Source organism: Levilactobacillus sp. LN180102, assembly GCF_050106635.1.
Taxonomy (GTDB): domain Bacteria; phylum Bacillota; class Bacilli; order Lactobacillales; family Lactobacillaceae; genus Levilactobacillus; species Levilactobacillus brevis.
Genome location: NZ_JBNIIX010000002.1, coordinates 76,416 through 92,681, shown reverse-complemented (window position 1 = coordinate 92,681; position 16,266 = coordinate 76,416). Strand labels below are relative to the sequence as shown.

The window sequence follows — 16,266 nt, the reverse complement described above, 5'->3', positions numbered from 1 at the left end:
TATAGAAGCTGGTATGTGCACTTACTTGGCAGACCAAGCTTCAGGCGGTTTAGACAATCGTTGCAAGTTAAACCGTCTTCTTTTTTAATTTCTCACTCCTAACGAAACAAGTCAAGCAAAATCCGTCTTCTTAAATAAAATTGTTCGGCCATAGTGGGATAAATTCGATTTTTTACAAAAAATATTAAGGGATACAGAACTTTAATATTTAAATTTCATTAGCTGCCTAAGTCCTTGATATTACTGAGTTATAGTCAGATGATAAAAGTTTTTGAAAGCAATTTTTTTGCTTAAATAATGGCTGAATAAACTTTTGTATGCCTAAAAAGTATTTTAAAATCATAAATTTTAATGTACAATGGGTCATGGATTTAAGGAAGGGAGTCTTAAAATTGAGTGATAATGTTCAAAAGAAACACAAATTAATCTCTTATGCCAACGGGCGTTCGTTGGAGGAGATTAACGGTAGTGTGGCAGTTCCCAAAAATATCAGCTTCTGGAAAGCGTTGTTTATGTATTCTGGTCCGGGTGCCCTGGTAGCGGTGGGGTATATGGACCCAGGTAACTGGTCCACGTCAATTACTGGGGGCCAGAATTTCCAGTACTTACTAATGTCCATTATCTTGATTTCAAGTTTGATCGCGATGTTATTACAATACATGGCGGCTAAACTTGGGATCGTGAGTCAAATGGACTTGGCCCAGGCCATCCGTGCCCGAACCAGTAAATCATTGGGGATTGTGTTATGGATTATGACAGAGTTTGCGATTATGGCGACGGATATTGCCGAAGTCATTGGGGCAGCGATTGCGCTGTATCTGCTATTCCATATTCCATTAGTGATTGCGGTTTTCATTACAGTATTTGATGTCTTGCTATTATTGTTGCTAACAAAGATTGGTTTCCGTAAGATTGAAGCCATTGTGGTCTGCTTGATTTTAGTTATTTTGGTCGTCTTTGCTTACCAAGTTGCTTTGTCTAATCCTGATTGGGGTGGTGTTTTTGCCGGCTTGATTCCGAGCCCGAAGACGATTGCCTCAACTCCTCAAATCGGTGGTCAAACGCCAATTTCTGGGGCGCTGGGGATTATCGGGGCCACGGTAATGCCCCATAATTTATATTTGCATTCGGCAATCTCGCAAACGCGGCAAATCAATCATGATGATGAGGAAGACGTTGCCCGGACGGTTCGGTTCTCCAGCTGGGATTCTAACATTCAGTTGACTTTGGCCTTCTTTGTTAATGCCTTGCTATTAATCATGGGGGTGGCCGTCTTCAAGAGTGGTGCGGTTAAAGATCCATCGTTCTTCGGCTTATTCCAGGCCTTATCTGACACCAATACCATGAGTAACGGGGTGTTGGCCGGCGTTGCTAAGACGGGAGCCTTATCAACCTTGTTTGCGGTCGCTCTATTAGCTTCGGGTCAAAATTCCACGATTACTGGAACGTTGACGGGTCAAGTTATCATGGAAGGTTTCGTTCACATGCGGATGCCACTTTGGTTACGGCGATTGGTTACGCGATTAATCTCGGTTATTCCCGTCTTGATCTGTGTCATGATGACCAGTGGTAAGAGTGCTATTGATGAACATACCGCGTTAAATGATTTGATGAATAACTCGCAAGTCTTCTTAGCCTTCGCGTTACCATTCTCGATGCTACCGTTATTGATGATGACGGATAGTAAGTTGGAAATGGGCGAGCGGTTTAAGAATTCGGCTTGGGTGAAGTGGCTCGGGTGGCTTTCCGTCTTGACTTTGACCGGGTTGAACTTGTATAACATGCCGGCCTCGATTCAAGGTTTTTACGGCGATGGGATCACGGCTAGTGAAACAATGACCGCTGATGTGATTGCTTGGGCTCTGAATGCGGCGATTATTGCATTGCTAATCTGGACGATCTATGAATTGCATAAGGGAAATCAGCGTTTGTCCAAGGCCTTGGCCGAAGGTAAAGTTGATCAGAGTATTTAAACCGGAACTAAAGTATCACCAAAAAAGCAGTGCCGGCAGAATTCAAATTCTGTCGGTACTGCTTTTTTAGCGTGTAAGAAAGGTAGATTAGTAATTATCACCGTTTAAGATGGAGCTTTTAACAATGACGTAATCCACCGTGCGAATGTCCAGCAGATTGCGGCCACCGGCATAGGAAATGGCAGATTGTAAATCCTCTTCCATCGCGGTGAGCGTCTGGTCGATGTCCCCACGGTAAGGTACCAGCATTTGCTTACCTTCAACGTTGCGGTAGGCGCCCTTTTGTTTTTCAGAAGCGGAGCCCCAGTATTGTTTGAAAGTCCGACCGTCAATCGTTAGTAGACTACCGGGTGACTGTTCGTGACCAGCTAACATGGAGCCAATCATGACCATGCTGGCACCGAAGCGAATGGACTTGGCAATGTCGCCGTTGTAGCGAATCCCGCCATCAGCGACAATCGGTTTCCGGGCAGCTTTGGCACATAAGCGCACGGCCGCTAACTGCCATCCCCCGGTGCCAAAGCCAGTTTTAAGCTTGGTAATGCACGCTTTACCGGGGCCAATCCCAACCTTAGTGGCATCGGCGCCGGCATTTTCCAATTCACGAACGGCTTCCGGCGTGCCCACATTGCCGGCAATTACAAAGCTATTCGGTAATTGCTGCTTAATATGGTGAATCATCCGAATTACGGCATCGCTGTGACCGTGGGCAATGTCAATCGTGATGTATTCGGGCGTTAAGCCGGCCGTAGCCAGTTCATCGATGAAGGTAACTTCTTCGGGCTTGACGCCCACACTAATGGACGCAAAGAGTGACTTGGCTTGCATCCGTTCGATGAATCCCCGGCGATCCTCGGGCTGGAAGCGATGCATAACGTAGAAATAATCGTGTTCAGCTAGCCAGACCGCTAATGGTTCATTGATGACGGTTTCCATGTTAGCGGGAACCACGGGGATTTTAAAGCGGCGGGGGCCGAATTCAATACTGGTATCGGCTTCACTGCGGCTATCAATGATACATTTGTTGGGAACTAGTTGAATATCTTCATAATCAAATACTTCAGCAGGGTGCATAGGCAATCACTCTTTCATTAAAGTTTAGGCGTTCCAGACATCTTGTAAAATGTTCGTTTGTTCACGGTCGGGGCCGACAGAGAGGGTGGCAATTTCCACACCGACCAATTCTGCCAGCCGCTTAACGTAGGTTTGGGCATTAGCTGGTAATTCGGCGACTGACCGGCAGTGGGTGATATCTTCGTCCCAACCTGGAAGTTCTTCATAGACTGGTTGGCACGCGTCAAGGTCCACTAGACTAGCAGGGTAATGGTAAATGGTCTCGCCGTTTAGCTGGTAAGCCTTGCAGATCTTAACTGTCTTGAGGCCGGTTAAGACATCTAAACAGTTGAGTGATAGGGTCGTCAAGCCAGAGACCCGCTTGGCATGCCGGAGAACCACGCTATCGAACCAACCGATCCGCCGTGGTCGTTTAGTAACCGTCCCGTATTCGTGACCCGTCTCGCGGATAGTATCGCCAATTTCGTCAAAGAGTTCGGTTGGGAATGGACCATCACCAACCCGGGAAGTATAGGCTTTGCAGACACCGACCACGTGATCGATCTTAGTTGGTCCGACGCCAGAACCAATGGTTACGCCACCAGCAACGGGGTTTGAGGACGTAACGAAGGGATACGTTCCGTGGTCAATATCCAACATGACCCCTTGGGCCCCTTCGAAAAGAACATTCTTGCCGGCATCTAGCGCGTCATTGATGACAACGGATGTATCAGTCACGTAGCCCTTGAGCTGTTGCCCTAAAGCGTAGTAAGTTTCAAAAATATCGTCATAGTTTAGTGGTTCTTCATCATATAGTTTGGTGAGCACCTTGTTTTTTTCAATCAGGTTTTGGTGTAGCTTTTCCGCAAAGATATCGTGGTCCAAGAGATCCGCTACCCGAATGCCAATTCGTTCAGCCTTATCCATGTAAGCAGGGCCGATTCCTTTATTGGTGGTGCCAATCTTGCTGGCCTTAGCCTTTTCTTGCGCTTGGTCCAATAAGATATGGTATGGCAAGATAACGTGAGCACGGTCAGAAATCCGTAAATTATCCGTGGCAACGCCATTATCGTGGAGGTAGGTGAGTTCTTCAATCAGCGATTGCGGATTCAAGACGACCCCGTTACCGATAACACTGGTTTTGTCGGCATAAAAAATACCGGATGGAATTAAGCGTAATTTGAACGTTTGACCATTGAAGACAATGGTGTGGCCCGCATTGTCACCGCCTTGGTAGCGGGCAATGACATCAGCCTTCTCACTTAGAAAATCCGTGATCTTTCCTTTTCCTTCATCGCCCCATTGACTACCAACTACTACTGTTGATGACATTGCAAACACCTCATCGTTTATTATTACTGAGCCGAACACCCAGCAAGAATTAGTGTACCAAGTTCGGAATCAAAAATCAACCTAAAAGCGAACTATTTTTTGAATTAAGCGTCTTAAAGTTCTGATAATTGCGGATAGAAACAAATAAAACCGGAAACTTACACCGATATTAATAGCAATTGTGGGATGTTCTATGTTATGATATTTACCGGATAATCATGATAAATAACCATTAATGTTCGCTTTTTAATGCATAATTAGGAGGAAATCGTGATGTTGGAACGGTATACACGACCAGAGATGGGTCAGATTTGGTCATTAGAAAATCAATACGCGTCCTGGTTGGCAGTTGAGATTGCTATTGACGAGGCGTGGGCAAAGTTGGGAGAGGTTCCAGTTGCCGATGCCCAGAAGATTCGGGCAAATGCGCGGTTTGATGTTGAACGGATTGCGGATATTGAGGCCGTAACGCACCATGATATGGTAGCTTTTACGCGGAATGTTTCTGAATCTTTAGGTGCTGAACGAAAGTGGATTCACTTCGGCGTGACGAGTACGGATGTCGTTGATACGGCACAAGGGTATCGTTTAAAGCAGGCTAATGCCGTTTTACGAGCAGATATCGTGACGCTAATTGCGACACTTAAAAATCTGGCATTAACCTATAAAGAGACGGTCATGATTGGTCGCACCCATGGCGTTCAAGCGGAACCCACGACTTTTGGTTTGAAAATCGCTCGGTGGTATGCCGAGATGCAACGGAATTTAGAGCGATTTGATCGGGCAGCCGCTGGTGTGGAAACCGGGAAAATCAGTGGGGCCGTGGGGACGTTTGCGAATGTACCACCGGAAGTTGAAGCGGCGGTCTGTGAGCAACTGGGAATCAGTGCCCAGCCCATTGCTAGTCAAGTGCTGCCACGAGACTTGCATGCGGACTACGTGGCGACCTTAGCCTTAATTGGAACGAGTATTGAAGAATTTGCGACGGAGATTCGTAGCCTTCAGCGTTCTGAAATTCATGAAGTTGAAGAGCATTTCAATCCCGGACAAAAGGGCTCATCGGCGATGCCTCATAAACGTAATCCGATTGGCTCGGAAAATGTTACCGGGTTGGCGCGGGTCTTACGGGGCACGGTCGTGACGGCGTATGAAAATGTTAGCCTTTGGCATGAACGCGACATTTCGCATTCATCAGCTGAACGGATGATCTTACCAGAAAGTACGACGCTACTGGATTACATGCTCAGTCGCTTTAATCGGATTTTGACCAATCTAGATGTCTTTCCTGAGATGATGAAAGCTAACATGAATCGGACCTATGGCCTGATTTATAGTCAACGCTTGTTATTGAAGTTGATTGAAAGCGGATTGAGTCGGGAAGCGGCTTATGATTTGGTGCAGCCATTGACAGCTCAAGCGTGGGATGAACAGCGGCAATTCCGGCCACTGGTGGAAGCCAATACCGAGATTACTGCCCGTCTGACACCAGCACAGATTGCCGATGCGTTTGATTACCACTATCACTTGCGTCGCGTGGATGAGATTTTTAAACGGCTAGGCCTGCTCGATTAAATTTGTGATTAGAAAATTGAAAAACGCCTGTACCCAGTGATGACCGGGTACAGGCGTTTTGGGTTAATCGGCAATTGTGTGGGCATGATGGTCGCCCTTACCGTCTTGAAAAAGATATGAGTAAACAATTAAAGATTCAAGATGCTGTTGCTGAGATTATTCTGACTGAAGGTGCTGCTAGCGTATCAACGACTAAGGTGGCCCGACGAGTGGGTATTGCCCAATCGAACGTTTATCTCTACTTTAAGGATAAACAGGCGTTACTCGATAGCGTCTATGAACGGGAAACGCAAAAGATTTTGGCAACTACCGAGATCGCTAGCCTACAGGATCAGAAAATACCATTAGAGGAGCGCGTTCGGCTGTACATTCAACAAGTCTATGATTTTTCATTGGCCAATCCGGATAGTCTGACGTTGATTCAACAAATCAAATTTTTACGGGGCCAGTCACCCGACTTATTGCCCAATGAATTGACGCCTAATAATACGGTTAGTCAGTTACTTCAGGCGGCGATTGATGAGGGGGTCTTGAAAGATTTGCCGGTCAGTCTACACATGAGTTTGGTATTTGCGATCATTAATCGGCATACCACTAACTTGCAATTGGGACGTTATCCGGTTGATAAGTATAGCTTCAAAGAGATCTATCAATTTATTTGGGATGCGATGAAACGCTAATTAACGAAAACACGCTAGTCCAGTGGATGAAATCCAGGGCTAGCGTGTTTTGATTATGGGACAATAAAAACCGCACTATCCGGGGAAGACGGTGCGGCCATCATGAGGAGTGCATTCGCATAAGGGGGGCGAATGCAATTTAGAGGAGTGGTTAGGCTTGAGGGAACCTAACCAAGGAATGATTCTCTTAGGGGGAAGAGAATCTAAAAGGGATTGGATATAGAATTTGACTAGTAACAGTTATTGGCTAATTACTATGGTTACTAATATACCCGGATTTTGTGAACATAAACGGGGCAAGTCATGATGACTTTGCGATAAATTAGTAAAGAAAAGCTAAAGTGTGAAGAAAATGGGGCGAATTACTTAAAGTAAGTTTGCAGAAAGGCGGTCACTCGTTGTTGGTAGCGTTCTGGGTTCATCCAGAAGCTCTCAGCGTGCGACGCATTTTTGACAATCCAAAGCTGTTTTGGCGCGTGAGTCGCCGCGTAGTTTTCGTAAGCCATGCCTACGGGGACATAAACATCCTTTTCGCCGTGAATAAAAAGAATCGGCCGCGTATTCTTACGAAGCTGATCGGTTGACGTTACGTCGCCGAGATAGTACCCCAAGCGGCGTTTAGAGATTGTGCTGACGAGCGGTTCGATCGGGTACTTGGGTAAGTGAAATTGGCGTTTGAGCAGATAGGTTAACTCAGCCTCAATACTGGAGTAACCACAGTCGGCGATGATTGCTTTAACCTGTGGGGGTAAAGTTTCACCAGATAACATTTCCATCGTGGCACCGCCCATACTGACACCAAATAATAAGATGTTGACATCGGCGGTTGAGCGGTCGATGACCTGCTGAATCCATTGTAGATAATCCAGTCGATCGAGCCACCCAAAGCTGATGTATTCACCCGCGCTTTCGCCGTGACCACGGTCGTCGGGTAGTAAGACGTTGAAGCCGAGGTGATGATACATTTGCGCGAAGTTCGCCATGGTTTCACCGTTGCCCTTGTAGCCATGTGAGATGATGACCGTTTGTTGGCTAGGGGTTGCAGCCGGGATGTATTCGGCCACCATTCGGTTTTTGGGGTCATGTTCGTGTAAGTACCATTTTTCTTTCGTCACGTGCTGGTACCAATCGACGTAGGCGTAGTAGGCGTCTGCGTATTTCTGTTTGTCAGCTGAGGTTTCCGGAACATAATTGACCCGCTTAAAGGCAAAGTTGAAGAGGTGTTCGCTGGCGGCTAGGGAAGTGGCGGCGATACCAATAAGTGGGAGCGTTAAGGTCAAGGTACGTTTCTTCATCGATAATCAGGTCCTTTCATAAGGGTTGGCGGTAAAAAACCAGACTACCCGCAAATACGGTTAGTCTGGTCGGATTGCCTAATCCAAATAGAGTTGCTTTAAATTATTCAAGTCGTTACGAGATAGCTTCAACACGTCGTGGAGGTAATCTTGCACCCCACCATATTGCGTGTTAATCACTTTAATGGCGGCGTCTAGATAGTCGGCATTGACGGTCGAAAGCGCCCGAATGTTGGTGACAAAGGTTTCGGTGTGCCCGTCTCGACGAGCAGCGTCACTTTGCGCCTCAACTTTGGGCATGACGTTTTGATTGGTCAACAAGTAATCTGTTTTGATCACTTGGGGGTCGACATTCAAGGCACTTAACGCTAAGAAAGCGCCAATGCCCGTCCGGTCCTTACCAGCCGTACAATGGAACAACACGGATTGTTGCGCCGTGTCGTTAGCGGACAAAGTCGCAAAGAAATCATGATAGGCGGCTTGGGCAGAAGGTAAGGTGATCATCTTTTGGTAAACATCTACCATGTGACGATAACCCGCTTGGTCATCGCCGTTGAAGCGCTGCTCGAGTTCGGCTTCTGTTGCCGAAGCATCGGTCTGATCGTCAGCTGGGAAAACGGGTAGAAAATGGTAGGTTGCACCGACCGGAACCCGATCCGGGGCCATTGTTTGCTCGTCTTTTGACCGAAAATCGACATCGGCCACGACACCATATTGACTGAGATGTTGCTGATCTTCCGGTGTTAAGCCTGCTAGACCTGCTGTCCGCAATAGCTTATGCCATTTGACCGTTTGATTGTCTAGCGTGGGGTAGCCTCCTAGTTCACGGAAGTTTAAGCCACCGGTCACGTTTAGATTTCGGTTATTTGTCATGCGTTTTCCCTGCCCTTTCGTTAGCAACTGTCACATACCCTTATTCTAACGGTTTTGGGATAAATTACCTAGTAATTGATTCTCTAAGAGCGTTTTTCACGCAAACGCTGTATACTGGCAATAAGAGTTTTCGAGAATTGACGCTGAGAATAAGTAAAAGATAGGGTGATAAGTCGTGAGTTTGCGTGGGAAATGGTTATTATTCAAGACCCAGCACAGTCAGCTCAAGCAACAGATTCAACAGGCATTTTTGCAACCTAGTCGGCAAAATAGGGCTGTCATTCCTGAAAAATTTGCAACGTCAATTGTGACCAAAGAACGGCAAATTTTTGGTGGCCGATTATTGACCGCGGCCACGGGGGCACCGTTACCCCAACATGTATTACTGTTTCATGGCGGGGCTTATACCATGCAAGGGATTGATAGCCATCGTGAGTTGATGGAAACGTTGATCCAACAGGCCAATTTACGGGTAACATACGTCGACTATCCGCTGGTGCCAGAAGCCACGGTAGATGAAACGGTGGTCTTTGCGATGAACGCTTATGATTATTTGCGCGCCCAGTACCCTGACGATCAGTTCTTCTTGATGGGTGATTCGGCCGGGGGCGGCCTGGCGTTAACGTTGCTTCAACAACTGGCGAAGCATCAAGAACCAATGCCAGCGGGCACTATTTTGGTGTCGCCATGGACCGATTTGAGTATGATGAACCCCGACCTTACGCTGGCGGCTAAGCGAGATCCCTACTTGACGCTAGCCACGTTAAAAAAGATTGGTTTTGACTATGCGGGCGACCACCCGGTGACCGATCCGGTGGTCAGCCCCATCTATGGTAACTTCGACAATCTGGGACCCGTGTTATTGTATTATGGCACCAATGAATTGTTGGCGGCGGATGATGAGCGACTCTTGCAGAAACTGCAAGCGGCTAGTGGAACGCCATTTCAGGCGCATCAGATGCCATCAATGCTGCACGATTATATTTTGTGGCGGAAGTTACCCGAGACCAAGCAGACGTTGGCCGAGATTAAGCAGTTTATTTTGACAGGAGAACTTTAAAGTGGAGCGTATGACGTTGATTAGAAGTAGTCAATGTCATACGTTTTTGTTTTAGCAGGTTTATATTGATTTATCTGCAAAAAGATTTAGTGGTGTTGTTTTTTGTGTAAAGCCCCATGTTAACTAGCGTATAATATAGCCATCAGGGGGGATTACATTTATGAAAAAGATGGGATTAATTGTGACGAGTCTGGTTGTCGGACTCATCTGCTTCGGGGGGATACAGGGACAGGCAGCCAAGTTGGTGACAGTTGCCACACCGTATCGCCAGAGTCGGCTCCAACACTTGTACCACGTGAAGAAAGTGGCTAAGAAGAAGACGGTGTCGTTGGATATTGTGTTAAAGCCACGGCAAACTAAAACGCTTAGTCAGCTGGCTTTGGCTGTGAACACCACCGATAGTCAGTCATTTAAGGGGTACTTAACACCGCAGCAATTTCGTGCCAAGTTCGGCCAATCCAGTGCGACTACGAGTCGTTTGACCCGTTATTTTCGGGCCTGCCATTTGCAAGCCACAGCAGCCAATAATGGTCTGTTAATCCGGGTTAAGGGTCATGTCGCCACGATTAATAAAGCCTTTGCGGTAAACCTCAAGACTGCGCGGTATCACGGCAAAAAGATCCAGTTTTCCAAGCAGAACCCACGGTTGCCTAAGCAGGTGGCCCAACCCATCCGGGCAGTTGTTGGGGTAACGAACCTAATGATTGCCAAGAGTCTGACTACGAAATCGCCTGCTCAAGTCAAGCATTTAACCGCTAAACGGTCACCCACTAAGTTTCTGAAACAGTATCACGCCTCAAACTTAGCGACCAGTGGTCAACAAGGGGCCGGCCAAACAGTAGGGATTATTAGTTTTGGTCACGTGCCGACGGCGGCCATTAAACACTTTTGGCGGCAAGCGGGGGTACCCACAACGGGGCGCTTAGAAACCAAAACCACGGGTGGCGCTACGGTCATGGACAATGGAGACGATAGTGATGATGAAACGGCACTGGATGCCGAACAGGCTGGCACGATTGCGCCCCGAGCGAAGGTTCGGGTTTATACGGCCAAGTTCAGTGATATTGGGTGGCTGGATGCGTTCACCACGGCCTTTGCTGAGAATCGTGCCAGTTCCCTGTCACTTAGTTGGGGACTTTCAGAAAATATCTTACGGGATTTGAACCGCGACCATCTGTTAACGCCGCTATACGGCGACATCATGAACACCTTACTGGCTCAAGGAGCAATTCAGGGGATTTCGACCTTTGTGGCGAGTGGTGACACAGGAGCCTATGGTCAAAATTTAAGTGAATCGTCAGCGATGCCGGGAATTGAAGCTGATTTTCCAGCCGATAGTCCGTGGGTGACGGCAACCGGTGGTAGTACGCTGCCAAGTAAAAAGACATTTGCACCAGGAATTAGTGTGAATGTTACCCGCGAACGGACGTGGGGCGGCGATATCTTCTTTAAGAGTTATCATCAGCACCCCTTGCAGTTTATCAAACATCCCATCTTACTAGAAGAGTTGACGGCGGCCAGCGGTGGCGGTATTTCCAGTTTATATGGAACTCCCAAATACCAACAAGGTGTTGCCGGTGTCAATACCTATAATGCACGCAAGTATCTCACGGCGGTGGGCCCCAAGTCAGGTCCCAAGTTGATTCACGGCTATCGAAGTGGACGGAACTACCCCGATGTGGTAGCGAATGCCGATCCGATTACGGGCTATGATATCTACTCGAAGAATGATGGCTGGGAATTAATGGGGGGAACCAGTGCGGTTGCACCACAATTTGCCGCGATGGCAGCGGTCATGAACAGTGATCGCTCGCAGCGGATGGGCCTTTGGAATCCCCAGCTCTACGCCTTGGCACAAACCGACCACTCGCCGTTTACTCGGCTTGATGCGGCAACTAATAATGGGAACCTGTATTATGTGGGTCAGCCGGGGAAAGTGTATAATCAGGCGGCTGGTTTGGGAACCGTTAATTTTGAAAAATTAGCCCGGTCTTATCAATAAGCCCGGTCATAAAAATAGCGATTACGGTCAACTACCGTAGTCGCTATTTTTATGACACATCAACATGATGTTTTAGTTGTGGAAAGACGTGGGTATCGGCCCAGCCCATCACGATCCCTTGTGTAACCAAGGCCCAAACCGTTCCAAACCCAATCGCGTGAAGCTGCCCGGTAAAGAGATAGGATAAGATGATAATAATCAGTGGCGGCGTGTAGCTCGCCCACTGGGCAATCACGGCCGACCCGCGCAAGTATTTAAAGCGGAGAATGTAGGCTAAGTCATCGTTAGGGTGCATAATGATATTGCAGCGGTTATAAATCGACACGGCAAACGCCACGCCGAATAGGCCGATGATATCGACAATAACACGACCAGTTAGGCTCAACTGGCCAACGCCCAGCCAATCCCAGAAATAGCCAATCCATTCAACGAGGTAGCTAAATGGCACGATGTACAGTAGGTTAGACACGAAGCGGCGCCGATCAAATTGGCCAAGCAAGACCTGATTCAACAGTGTAATGACGATGCCGTATAAGAAGAGCGTTGTACCCAGTGGCACGTGAATCCAGTTGGCAAGGTTGACAGATGATCCGGTCCAAACCGCACTCCCCAGGTTGGTCGAGATTGTCAGAGCGTTAGCGGCGGAATTCAGGACAATGGAGAACCCTAAAAAGCGCATTCGTTGTCCAAAGTCCTGCATCTTCGCCACTGCTGTCGCCCACTTTCATTTTTGATATTAAGTCTAGTTTAGTTGAAGCCGCCCACAATGAAAAGTGCTTTTACCAGAAATTTACATGCGCGGCATCCGCGCTGCTGATCGATCCACAAAATTTTGAAAGATCTGGCGCGATTCCGCATGGTGCTTGTACATGTTTTCGGGATGCCACTGGACGGCTAAAATTTGATCACTGGCCGTAGATTCCAGTGCTTCAACGACTTGATCGTCTGCTTGAGCCGTTACCGTGAGTGCCGGAGCGACGCGGTTAACAGCTTGGTGATGGCGTGAGTTCACGTAAGGTCGCTCGCCTGTTAACGTGGCCAAAGTACTGCCAGAAGTCACCGTGACGTGATGGCTAGGTTGATTACCAGCAGCGGCCTGGCTGTGCTTGATCTGCGCAGTTGGATCTTCACTAAGGTCTTGATACAGCGTGCCACCAAGGCCAACGTTGATTAACTGCAAGCCGCGGCAAATACCTAAGATAGCCTTATCAGCCGCTACGGCTTGTTTTAACAATTCGATTTCAAAAAGGTCGCGTTTCCGGTAGGTCTTCCCCAAGCGGACGTGCGGTTCTTCGCCGAAAAAGGTTGGGTCAACATCGAAGCCGCCGAGGAAAGCCACACCATCAAAGAGGGGCAAATAATCGGCAACATCGGCTGGGTCAATACTGGGGAGGATAACGGGTAAGCCGCCGGTCTTCACGATGGCCTCAATGACGGGGCGGGGGGCGAAGGCGGCATTTCGTTCATTAATAATATTCGTAGCCTCGTCGAGTGTATCAGCGGGGAGAGCTATGCGTGGACGCATGGCGTCGCTTCCTTTCAGATATAAGTATGCCTAAGTATACGCGTGCGTGTCACCTCTTGTCACCCAACGATCTGGTATTTTCGTGACGAAATAGTTCACAAATTTCCAGAATAACTTTACAATAAAGAGGTAATCTAATAAATTTAAGCGAGGTAAACGTGATGACAGAACGGCAGTTGATTCAAGAAATTTTGAATTCCGAAGCGGTGGAATATAGCTTTGAAAACGTCGATGAGGATTCCAAGGAATACACGCTTTTATTGACCCGACAGGACCAAGACGTGCGCGAGGTTGCAACCATTAACAACGAAATTAAGAAGTATTTCGAAAGCGCTAACTTTGATTATCAAGAAGAATTGAACCCAGACGGCGATGCTGATATTCGCCTAGTGATTAAACGTAACGATCAATAAATTTATCAAGTAGTAGGCGGGTTCTTCCGAGAGCCCGTTTTTTAGTGGCCTTTTTGGCTCGGACTGGGTAACATAGAGGTAGATACGCATTGAAGAAAGGACTTATCGCAGATGACTGTGGAGGAACTCTATCACCTAATGGCGGCTGAAATGGGCCCACAACCGTGGCTTAGGCCAGGGACGCCGTGGGCTGAAACGCCGGTTGAGATCATGTTGGGGGCGATTTTAGTTCAAAATACCAATTGGCGAAACGTTGAGCCGGCATTACTGAACTTAAAACAGGCGACGGGGTTTGCACCAGCAGCACTACGGCAGCTGACAGCGGCGGAACTGATGCCTTTGATTAAGACCAGCGGCTTTTATCGGCGGAAAGGGGCCGCAATTTTATCGTTGGCCGCGTGGCTGGGGCAGGCCGATGATGATTTGGCCGCGTTGGAGCAACGGGATGGTCAGCAGTTACGTCAGGAATTATTGGCCATTACCGGGATTGGTCACGAGACCGCTGATTATATTTTGATGTACACGCTCGATCATGGCACGTTTATGGTGGATACGTATGCCCGCCGGCTGTTTGACTGGCTCGGAGCTGCGATGCCTAAGACGTATCCCGCATTTCAAAAGCGGGTATTGAGTCAGTTTCCCTTGGCATTGACCGACTGCCAAGAATTTCACGCGTTGATTGATGAATTTGGCAAGCAAGTGAAAACCGATCGTGATTTTGCGACGTCCTTTTTAGCAGGGAAAAAACTCGTGGTATAAAGCTTAAGAAACCATCAAAGCGCCAAAAGCCGGGAGTAAAGGTTGGCGTTTTTCACAAGAGTCGTGCTATGATAAGTGCAACGATTTTGGAACCGGTTTCGTCATGATGGAATTTTGGAGGGAGTCAAGCAGATGGGACTTAAACAACCGGAAAATTATGTATTGGCGATTGATCAAGGTACGAGTAGTACACGGGCATTAATCTTTGATCACACGGGCCGCAAGGTGATCGAAGGGTACAAGGAAGTGCCGCAGTATTACCCACATCCAGGCTGGGTCGAATCTGACGCAAATGAGATTTGGAACAGTGTGTTGTCGGTGATTGCCAGTGCGCTAATTGATGCGTCAATTCACCCCGAAAATATCGAAGCTATTGGGATCAGTAGCCAACGGGAAACCACGATTGTGTGGGACAAGACGACCGGGGAACCCATCTATCATGCCATCGGCTGGCAAAGTCAGCAGACGGCCAGTCTCGCCAAAGAGTTAGTGGCGGCTGGGCGAGCAGAAACGATTAAGGAAAAGACCGGGCTCGTGGTGGATGCCTACTTCAGTGCCACGAAGGTGCGGTGGGTTTTAGATCACGTCCCTGGTGCCCAGGAACGCGCTGAGCGGGGCGAGTTGTTATTTGGCACGGTTGATAGCTGGTTGGCGTGGAAGCTCTCGGGCGGCAACATTCACGTGACTGACTACAGTAATGCGAGTCGGACGATGCTGTTTAACATTCATACGCTGCAGTGGGATGCAGAAATTCTGCAGTGGCTAAATATTCCGGTCGCGATGTTGCCAGAAGTAAAATCGAGTTCAGAAGTTTATGGTGTGACCCAGAATTTCCAATTTTATGGCGTGGAAGTCCCAATTGCCGGCATCATCGGGGACCAATCAGCTGCGTTACTGGGACAATTGGCATTAACACCCGGTACGGTGAAAAACACGTACGGGGATGGGGCCTTTGTCGTGATGAACACGGGGCATGAACCACAATTGTCTAAGCATAATTTATTGACGACCATTGCGTATGGCCTCGATGGTGAGATTACGTATGCCCTAGAAGGGTCAATCCTTGTCGCGGGAACGGCGTTGGCTTGGCTGCATGAAAGCATGCAGATTATCAGTAATGTGCCGGAATCCCGGCAAGCGGCTATGGCGTCGATCAATAACGATGAAGTCTATGTGGTACCCGCGTTTAACGGATTAGGGGCACCTTACTGGGATCCTGATGCGAAGGGCGCTGTCTTTGGCCTTACCCGGGGAACGAATCGCAATGATTTTGTGAAGGCGACCTTGCAGTCGATTGCCTACCAGACGCGCGATGTCTTGCGCACGATGAAGCAAGATACCGGTATTGAAATTTCAGAATTGATGGCCGATGGGGGGGCCTCACGGAATCGCTACCTCATGCAGTTCCAGGCTGATATTATCAACACCCCAGTTCGGCGTGCAGCCGATGAAGAGACGACGGCGATGGGGGCGGCAATCGTGGCCGGATTGGCTGTCGGTTTTTGGCAGAACCTGGATGAGGTCAAAGCAATTCATAATGACGGTCGCTTGTTTACGCCAGATATGCCAGAAGACCGGCGTCAGCAGCTATACGCGGGCTGGCAACAGGCCGTGGCGGCGACACGGGCGTTTAAGCCAGAAAATTAAGCAGATTAAAACCGTGGAACACGCCAGCACGAGTGCTGGTGGTCCACGGTTTTTTAGTTGTCTTTAGTCAAAAAGACCGAAG

The 16,266-nt window shown here is 48.1% G+C and carries 14 protein-coding genes; 8 read left to right on the top strand and 6 right to left on the bottom strand.

Annotated elements, in window-relative coordinates:
* Nucleotides 1-365 precede the first annotated feature (365 nt).
* Nucleotides 366-1,973, top strand: coding sequence for an Nramp family divalent metal transporter (locus ACP4IT_RS01715; RefSeq protein ID WP_369707312.1), 1,608 nt, complete (start codon nucleotides 366-368; stop codon nucleotides 1,971-1,973).
* 87 nt (nucleotides 1,974-2,060) lie between these two features.
* Here the strand turns inward: ACP4IT_RS01715 and ACP4IT_RS01710 are convergent, their stop codons facing one another.
* Nucleotides 2,061-3,047, bottom strand: a complete 987-nt coding sequence (locus ACP4IT_RS01710; protein WP_011667020.1) for a GMP reductase — start codon at nucleotides 3,045-3,047, stop codon at nucleotides 2,061-2,063.
* Nucleotides 3,048-3,071: 24 nt separating this feature from the next.
* Nucleotides 3,072-4,358, bottom strand: coding sequence for an adenylosuccinate synthase (locus ACP4IT_RS01705; protein ID WP_011667021.1), 1,287 nt, complete (start codon nucleotides 4,356-4,358; stop codon nucleotides 3,072-3,074).
* Between the two features lie 273 nt (nucleotides 4,359-4,631).
* Here ACP4IT_RS01705 and purB point away from each other — a divergent pair, with 273 nt between their 5' ends.
* A complete protein-coding gene (gene purB, locus ACP4IT_RS01700; RefSeq protein ID WP_011667022.1) occupies nucleotides 4,632-5,930 on the top strand; it encodes an adenylosuccinate lyase in 1,299 nt (432 codons plus the stop codon).
* 116 nt (nucleotides 5,931-6,046) lie between these two features.
* Entirely contained in the window at nucleotides 6,047-6,610 is a 564-nt protein-coding gene (locus tag ACP4IT_RS01695) for a TetR/AcrR family transcriptional regulator (RefSeq protein ID WP_172757495.1), read from the top strand.
* 362 nt (nucleotides 6,611-6,972) lie between these two features.
* On the opposite strand, the gene ACP4IT_RS01690 is transcribed toward ACP4IT_RS01695, so the two are convergent.
* Together ACP4IT_RS01690 and ACP4IT_RS01685 are read right to left on the bottom strand one after the other, a co-directional pair.
* Entirely contained in the window at nucleotides 6,973-7,905 is a 933-nt protein-coding gene (locus ACP4IT_RS01690) for an alpha/beta hydrolase (protein WP_011667024.1), read from the bottom strand.
* A gap of 78 nt (nucleotides 7,906-7,983) precedes the next feature.
* A complete protein-coding gene (locus ACP4IT_RS01685) occupies nucleotides 7,984-8,778 on the bottom strand; it encodes a tyrosine-protein phosphatase (RefSeq protein ID WP_024525872.1) in 795 nt (264 codons plus the stop codon).
* A 175-nt stretch (nucleotides 8,779-8,953) separates the two neighbouring features.
* Here ACP4IT_RS01685 and ACP4IT_RS01680 point away from each other — a divergent pair, with 175 nt between their 5' ends.
* Nucleotides 8,954-9,838: an alpha/beta hydrolase gene (locus ACP4IT_RS01680; protein ID WP_011667026.1), complete on the top strand. Its 885-nt coding sequence runs from the start codon at nucleotides 8,954-8,956 to the stop codon at nucleotides 9,836-9,838.
* A 160-nt stretch (nucleotides 9,839-9,998) separates the two neighbouring features.
* On the top strand, nucleotides 9,999-11,840 hold the full coding sequence (locus ACP4IT_RS01675; RefSeq protein ID WP_015473132.1) for a S53 family peptidase: 1,842 nt from the start codon (nucleotides 9,999-10,001) through the stop codon (nucleotides 11,838-11,840).
* 49 nt (nucleotides 11,841-11,889) lie between these two features.
* On the opposite strand, the gene ACP4IT_RS01670 is transcribed toward ACP4IT_RS01675, so the two are convergent.
* Together ACP4IT_RS01670 and ACP4IT_RS01665 are read right to left on the bottom strand one after the other, a co-directional pair.
* Nucleotides 11,890-12,549 carry a hypothetical protein gene (locus ACP4IT_RS01670; protein ID WP_015473133.1) on the bottom strand — a complete coding sequence of 220 codons (660 nt, stop codon included), beginning with the start codon at nucleotides 12,547-12,549 and terminating at the stop codon, nucleotides 11,890-11,892.
* 81 nt (nucleotides 12,550-12,630) lie between these two features.
* Nucleotides 12,631-13,365, bottom strand: coding sequence for a gamma-glutamyl-gamma-aminobutyrate hydrolase family protein (locus ACP4IT_RS01665; RefSeq protein WP_011667029.1), 735 nt, complete (start codon nucleotides 13,363-13,365; stop codon nucleotides 12,631-12,633).
* A 161-nt stretch (nucleotides 13,366-13,526) separates the two neighbouring features.
* Between ACP4IT_RS01665 and ACP4IT_RS01660 the strand changes: the two genes are divergently transcribed.
* The 3 genes from ACP4IT_RS01660 to glpK all read left to right on the top strand — a co-directional run bounded on the left by ACP4IT_RS01660 (nucleotide 13,527) and on the right by glpK (nucleotide 16,184).
* Entirely contained in the window at nucleotides 13,527-13,778 is a 252-nt protein-coding gene (locus ACP4IT_RS01660; protein ID WP_011667030.1) for a hypothetical protein, read from the top strand.
* A 111-nt stretch (nucleotides 13,779-13,889) separates the two neighbouring features.
* A complete protein-coding gene (locus tag ACP4IT_RS01655; RefSeq protein WP_041816400.1) occupies nucleotides 13,890-14,537 on the top strand; it encodes an endonuclease III domain-containing protein in 648 nt (215 codons plus the stop codon).
* A 132-nt stretch (nucleotides 14,538-14,669) separates the two neighbouring features.
* The gene (glpK, locus tag ACP4IT_RS01650) at nucleotides 14,670-16,184 is read left to right on the top strand and encodes a glycerol kinase GlpK (RefSeq protein WP_011667032.1); all 1,515 of its coding nucleotides are present in this window, start codon (nucleotides 14,670-14,672) and stop codon (nucleotides 16,182-16,184) included.
* Nucleotides 16,185-16,266: the final 82 nt, after the last annotated feature.

Excerpts from the sequence above, each read along its gene's own strand:
- ACP4IT_RS01715 (WP_369707312.1), top strand. The coding sequence starts at position 366 with ATGGATTTAAGGAAGGGAGTCTTAAAATTGAGTGATAATGTTCAAAAG.
- ACP4IT_RS01710 (WP_011667020.1), bottom strand. The coding sequence starts at position 3,047 with ATGCACCCTGCTGAAGTATTTGATTATGAAGATATTCAACTAGTTCCC.
- ACP4IT_RS01705 (WP_011667021.1), bottom strand. The coding sequence starts at position 4,358 with ATGTCATCAACAGTAGTAGTTGGTAGTCAATGGGGCGATGAAGGAAAA.
- purB (WP_011667022.1), top strand. The coding sequence starts at position 4,632 with ATGTTGGAACGGTATACACGACCAGAGATGGGTCAGATTTGGTCATTA.
- ACP4IT_RS01695 (WP_172757495.1), top strand. The coding sequence starts at position 6,047 with ATGAGTAAACAATTAAAGATTCAAGATGCTGTTGCTGAGATTATTCTG.
- ACP4IT_RS01690 (WP_011667024.1), bottom strand. The coding sequence starts at position 7,905 with ATGAAGAAACGTACCTTGACCTTAACGCTCCCACTTATTGGTATCGCC.
- ACP4IT_RS01685 (WP_024525872.1), bottom strand. The coding sequence starts at position 8,778 with ATGACAAATAACCGAAATCTAAACGTGACCGGTGGCTTAAACTTCCGT.
- ACP4IT_RS01675 (WP_015473132.1), top strand. The coding sequence starts at position 9,999 with ATGAAAAAGATGGGATTAATTGTGACGAGTCTGGTTGTCGGACTCATC.
- ACP4IT_RS01665 (WP_011667029.1), bottom strand. The coding sequence starts at position 13,365 with ATGCGTCCACGCATAGCTCTCCCCGCTGATACACTCGACGAGGCTACG.
- ACP4IT_RS01660 (WP_011667030.1), top strand. The coding sequence starts at position 13,527 with ATGACAGAACGGCAGTTGATTCAAGAAATTTTGAATTCCGAAGCGGTG.
- ACP4IT_RS01655 (WP_041816400.1), top strand. The coding sequence starts at position 13,890 with ATGACTGTGGAGGAACTCTATCACCTAATGGCGGCTGAAATGGGCCCA.
- glpK (WP_011667032.1), top strand. The coding sequence starts at position 14,670 with ATGGGACTTAAACAACCGGAAAATTATGTATTGGCGATTGATCAAGGT.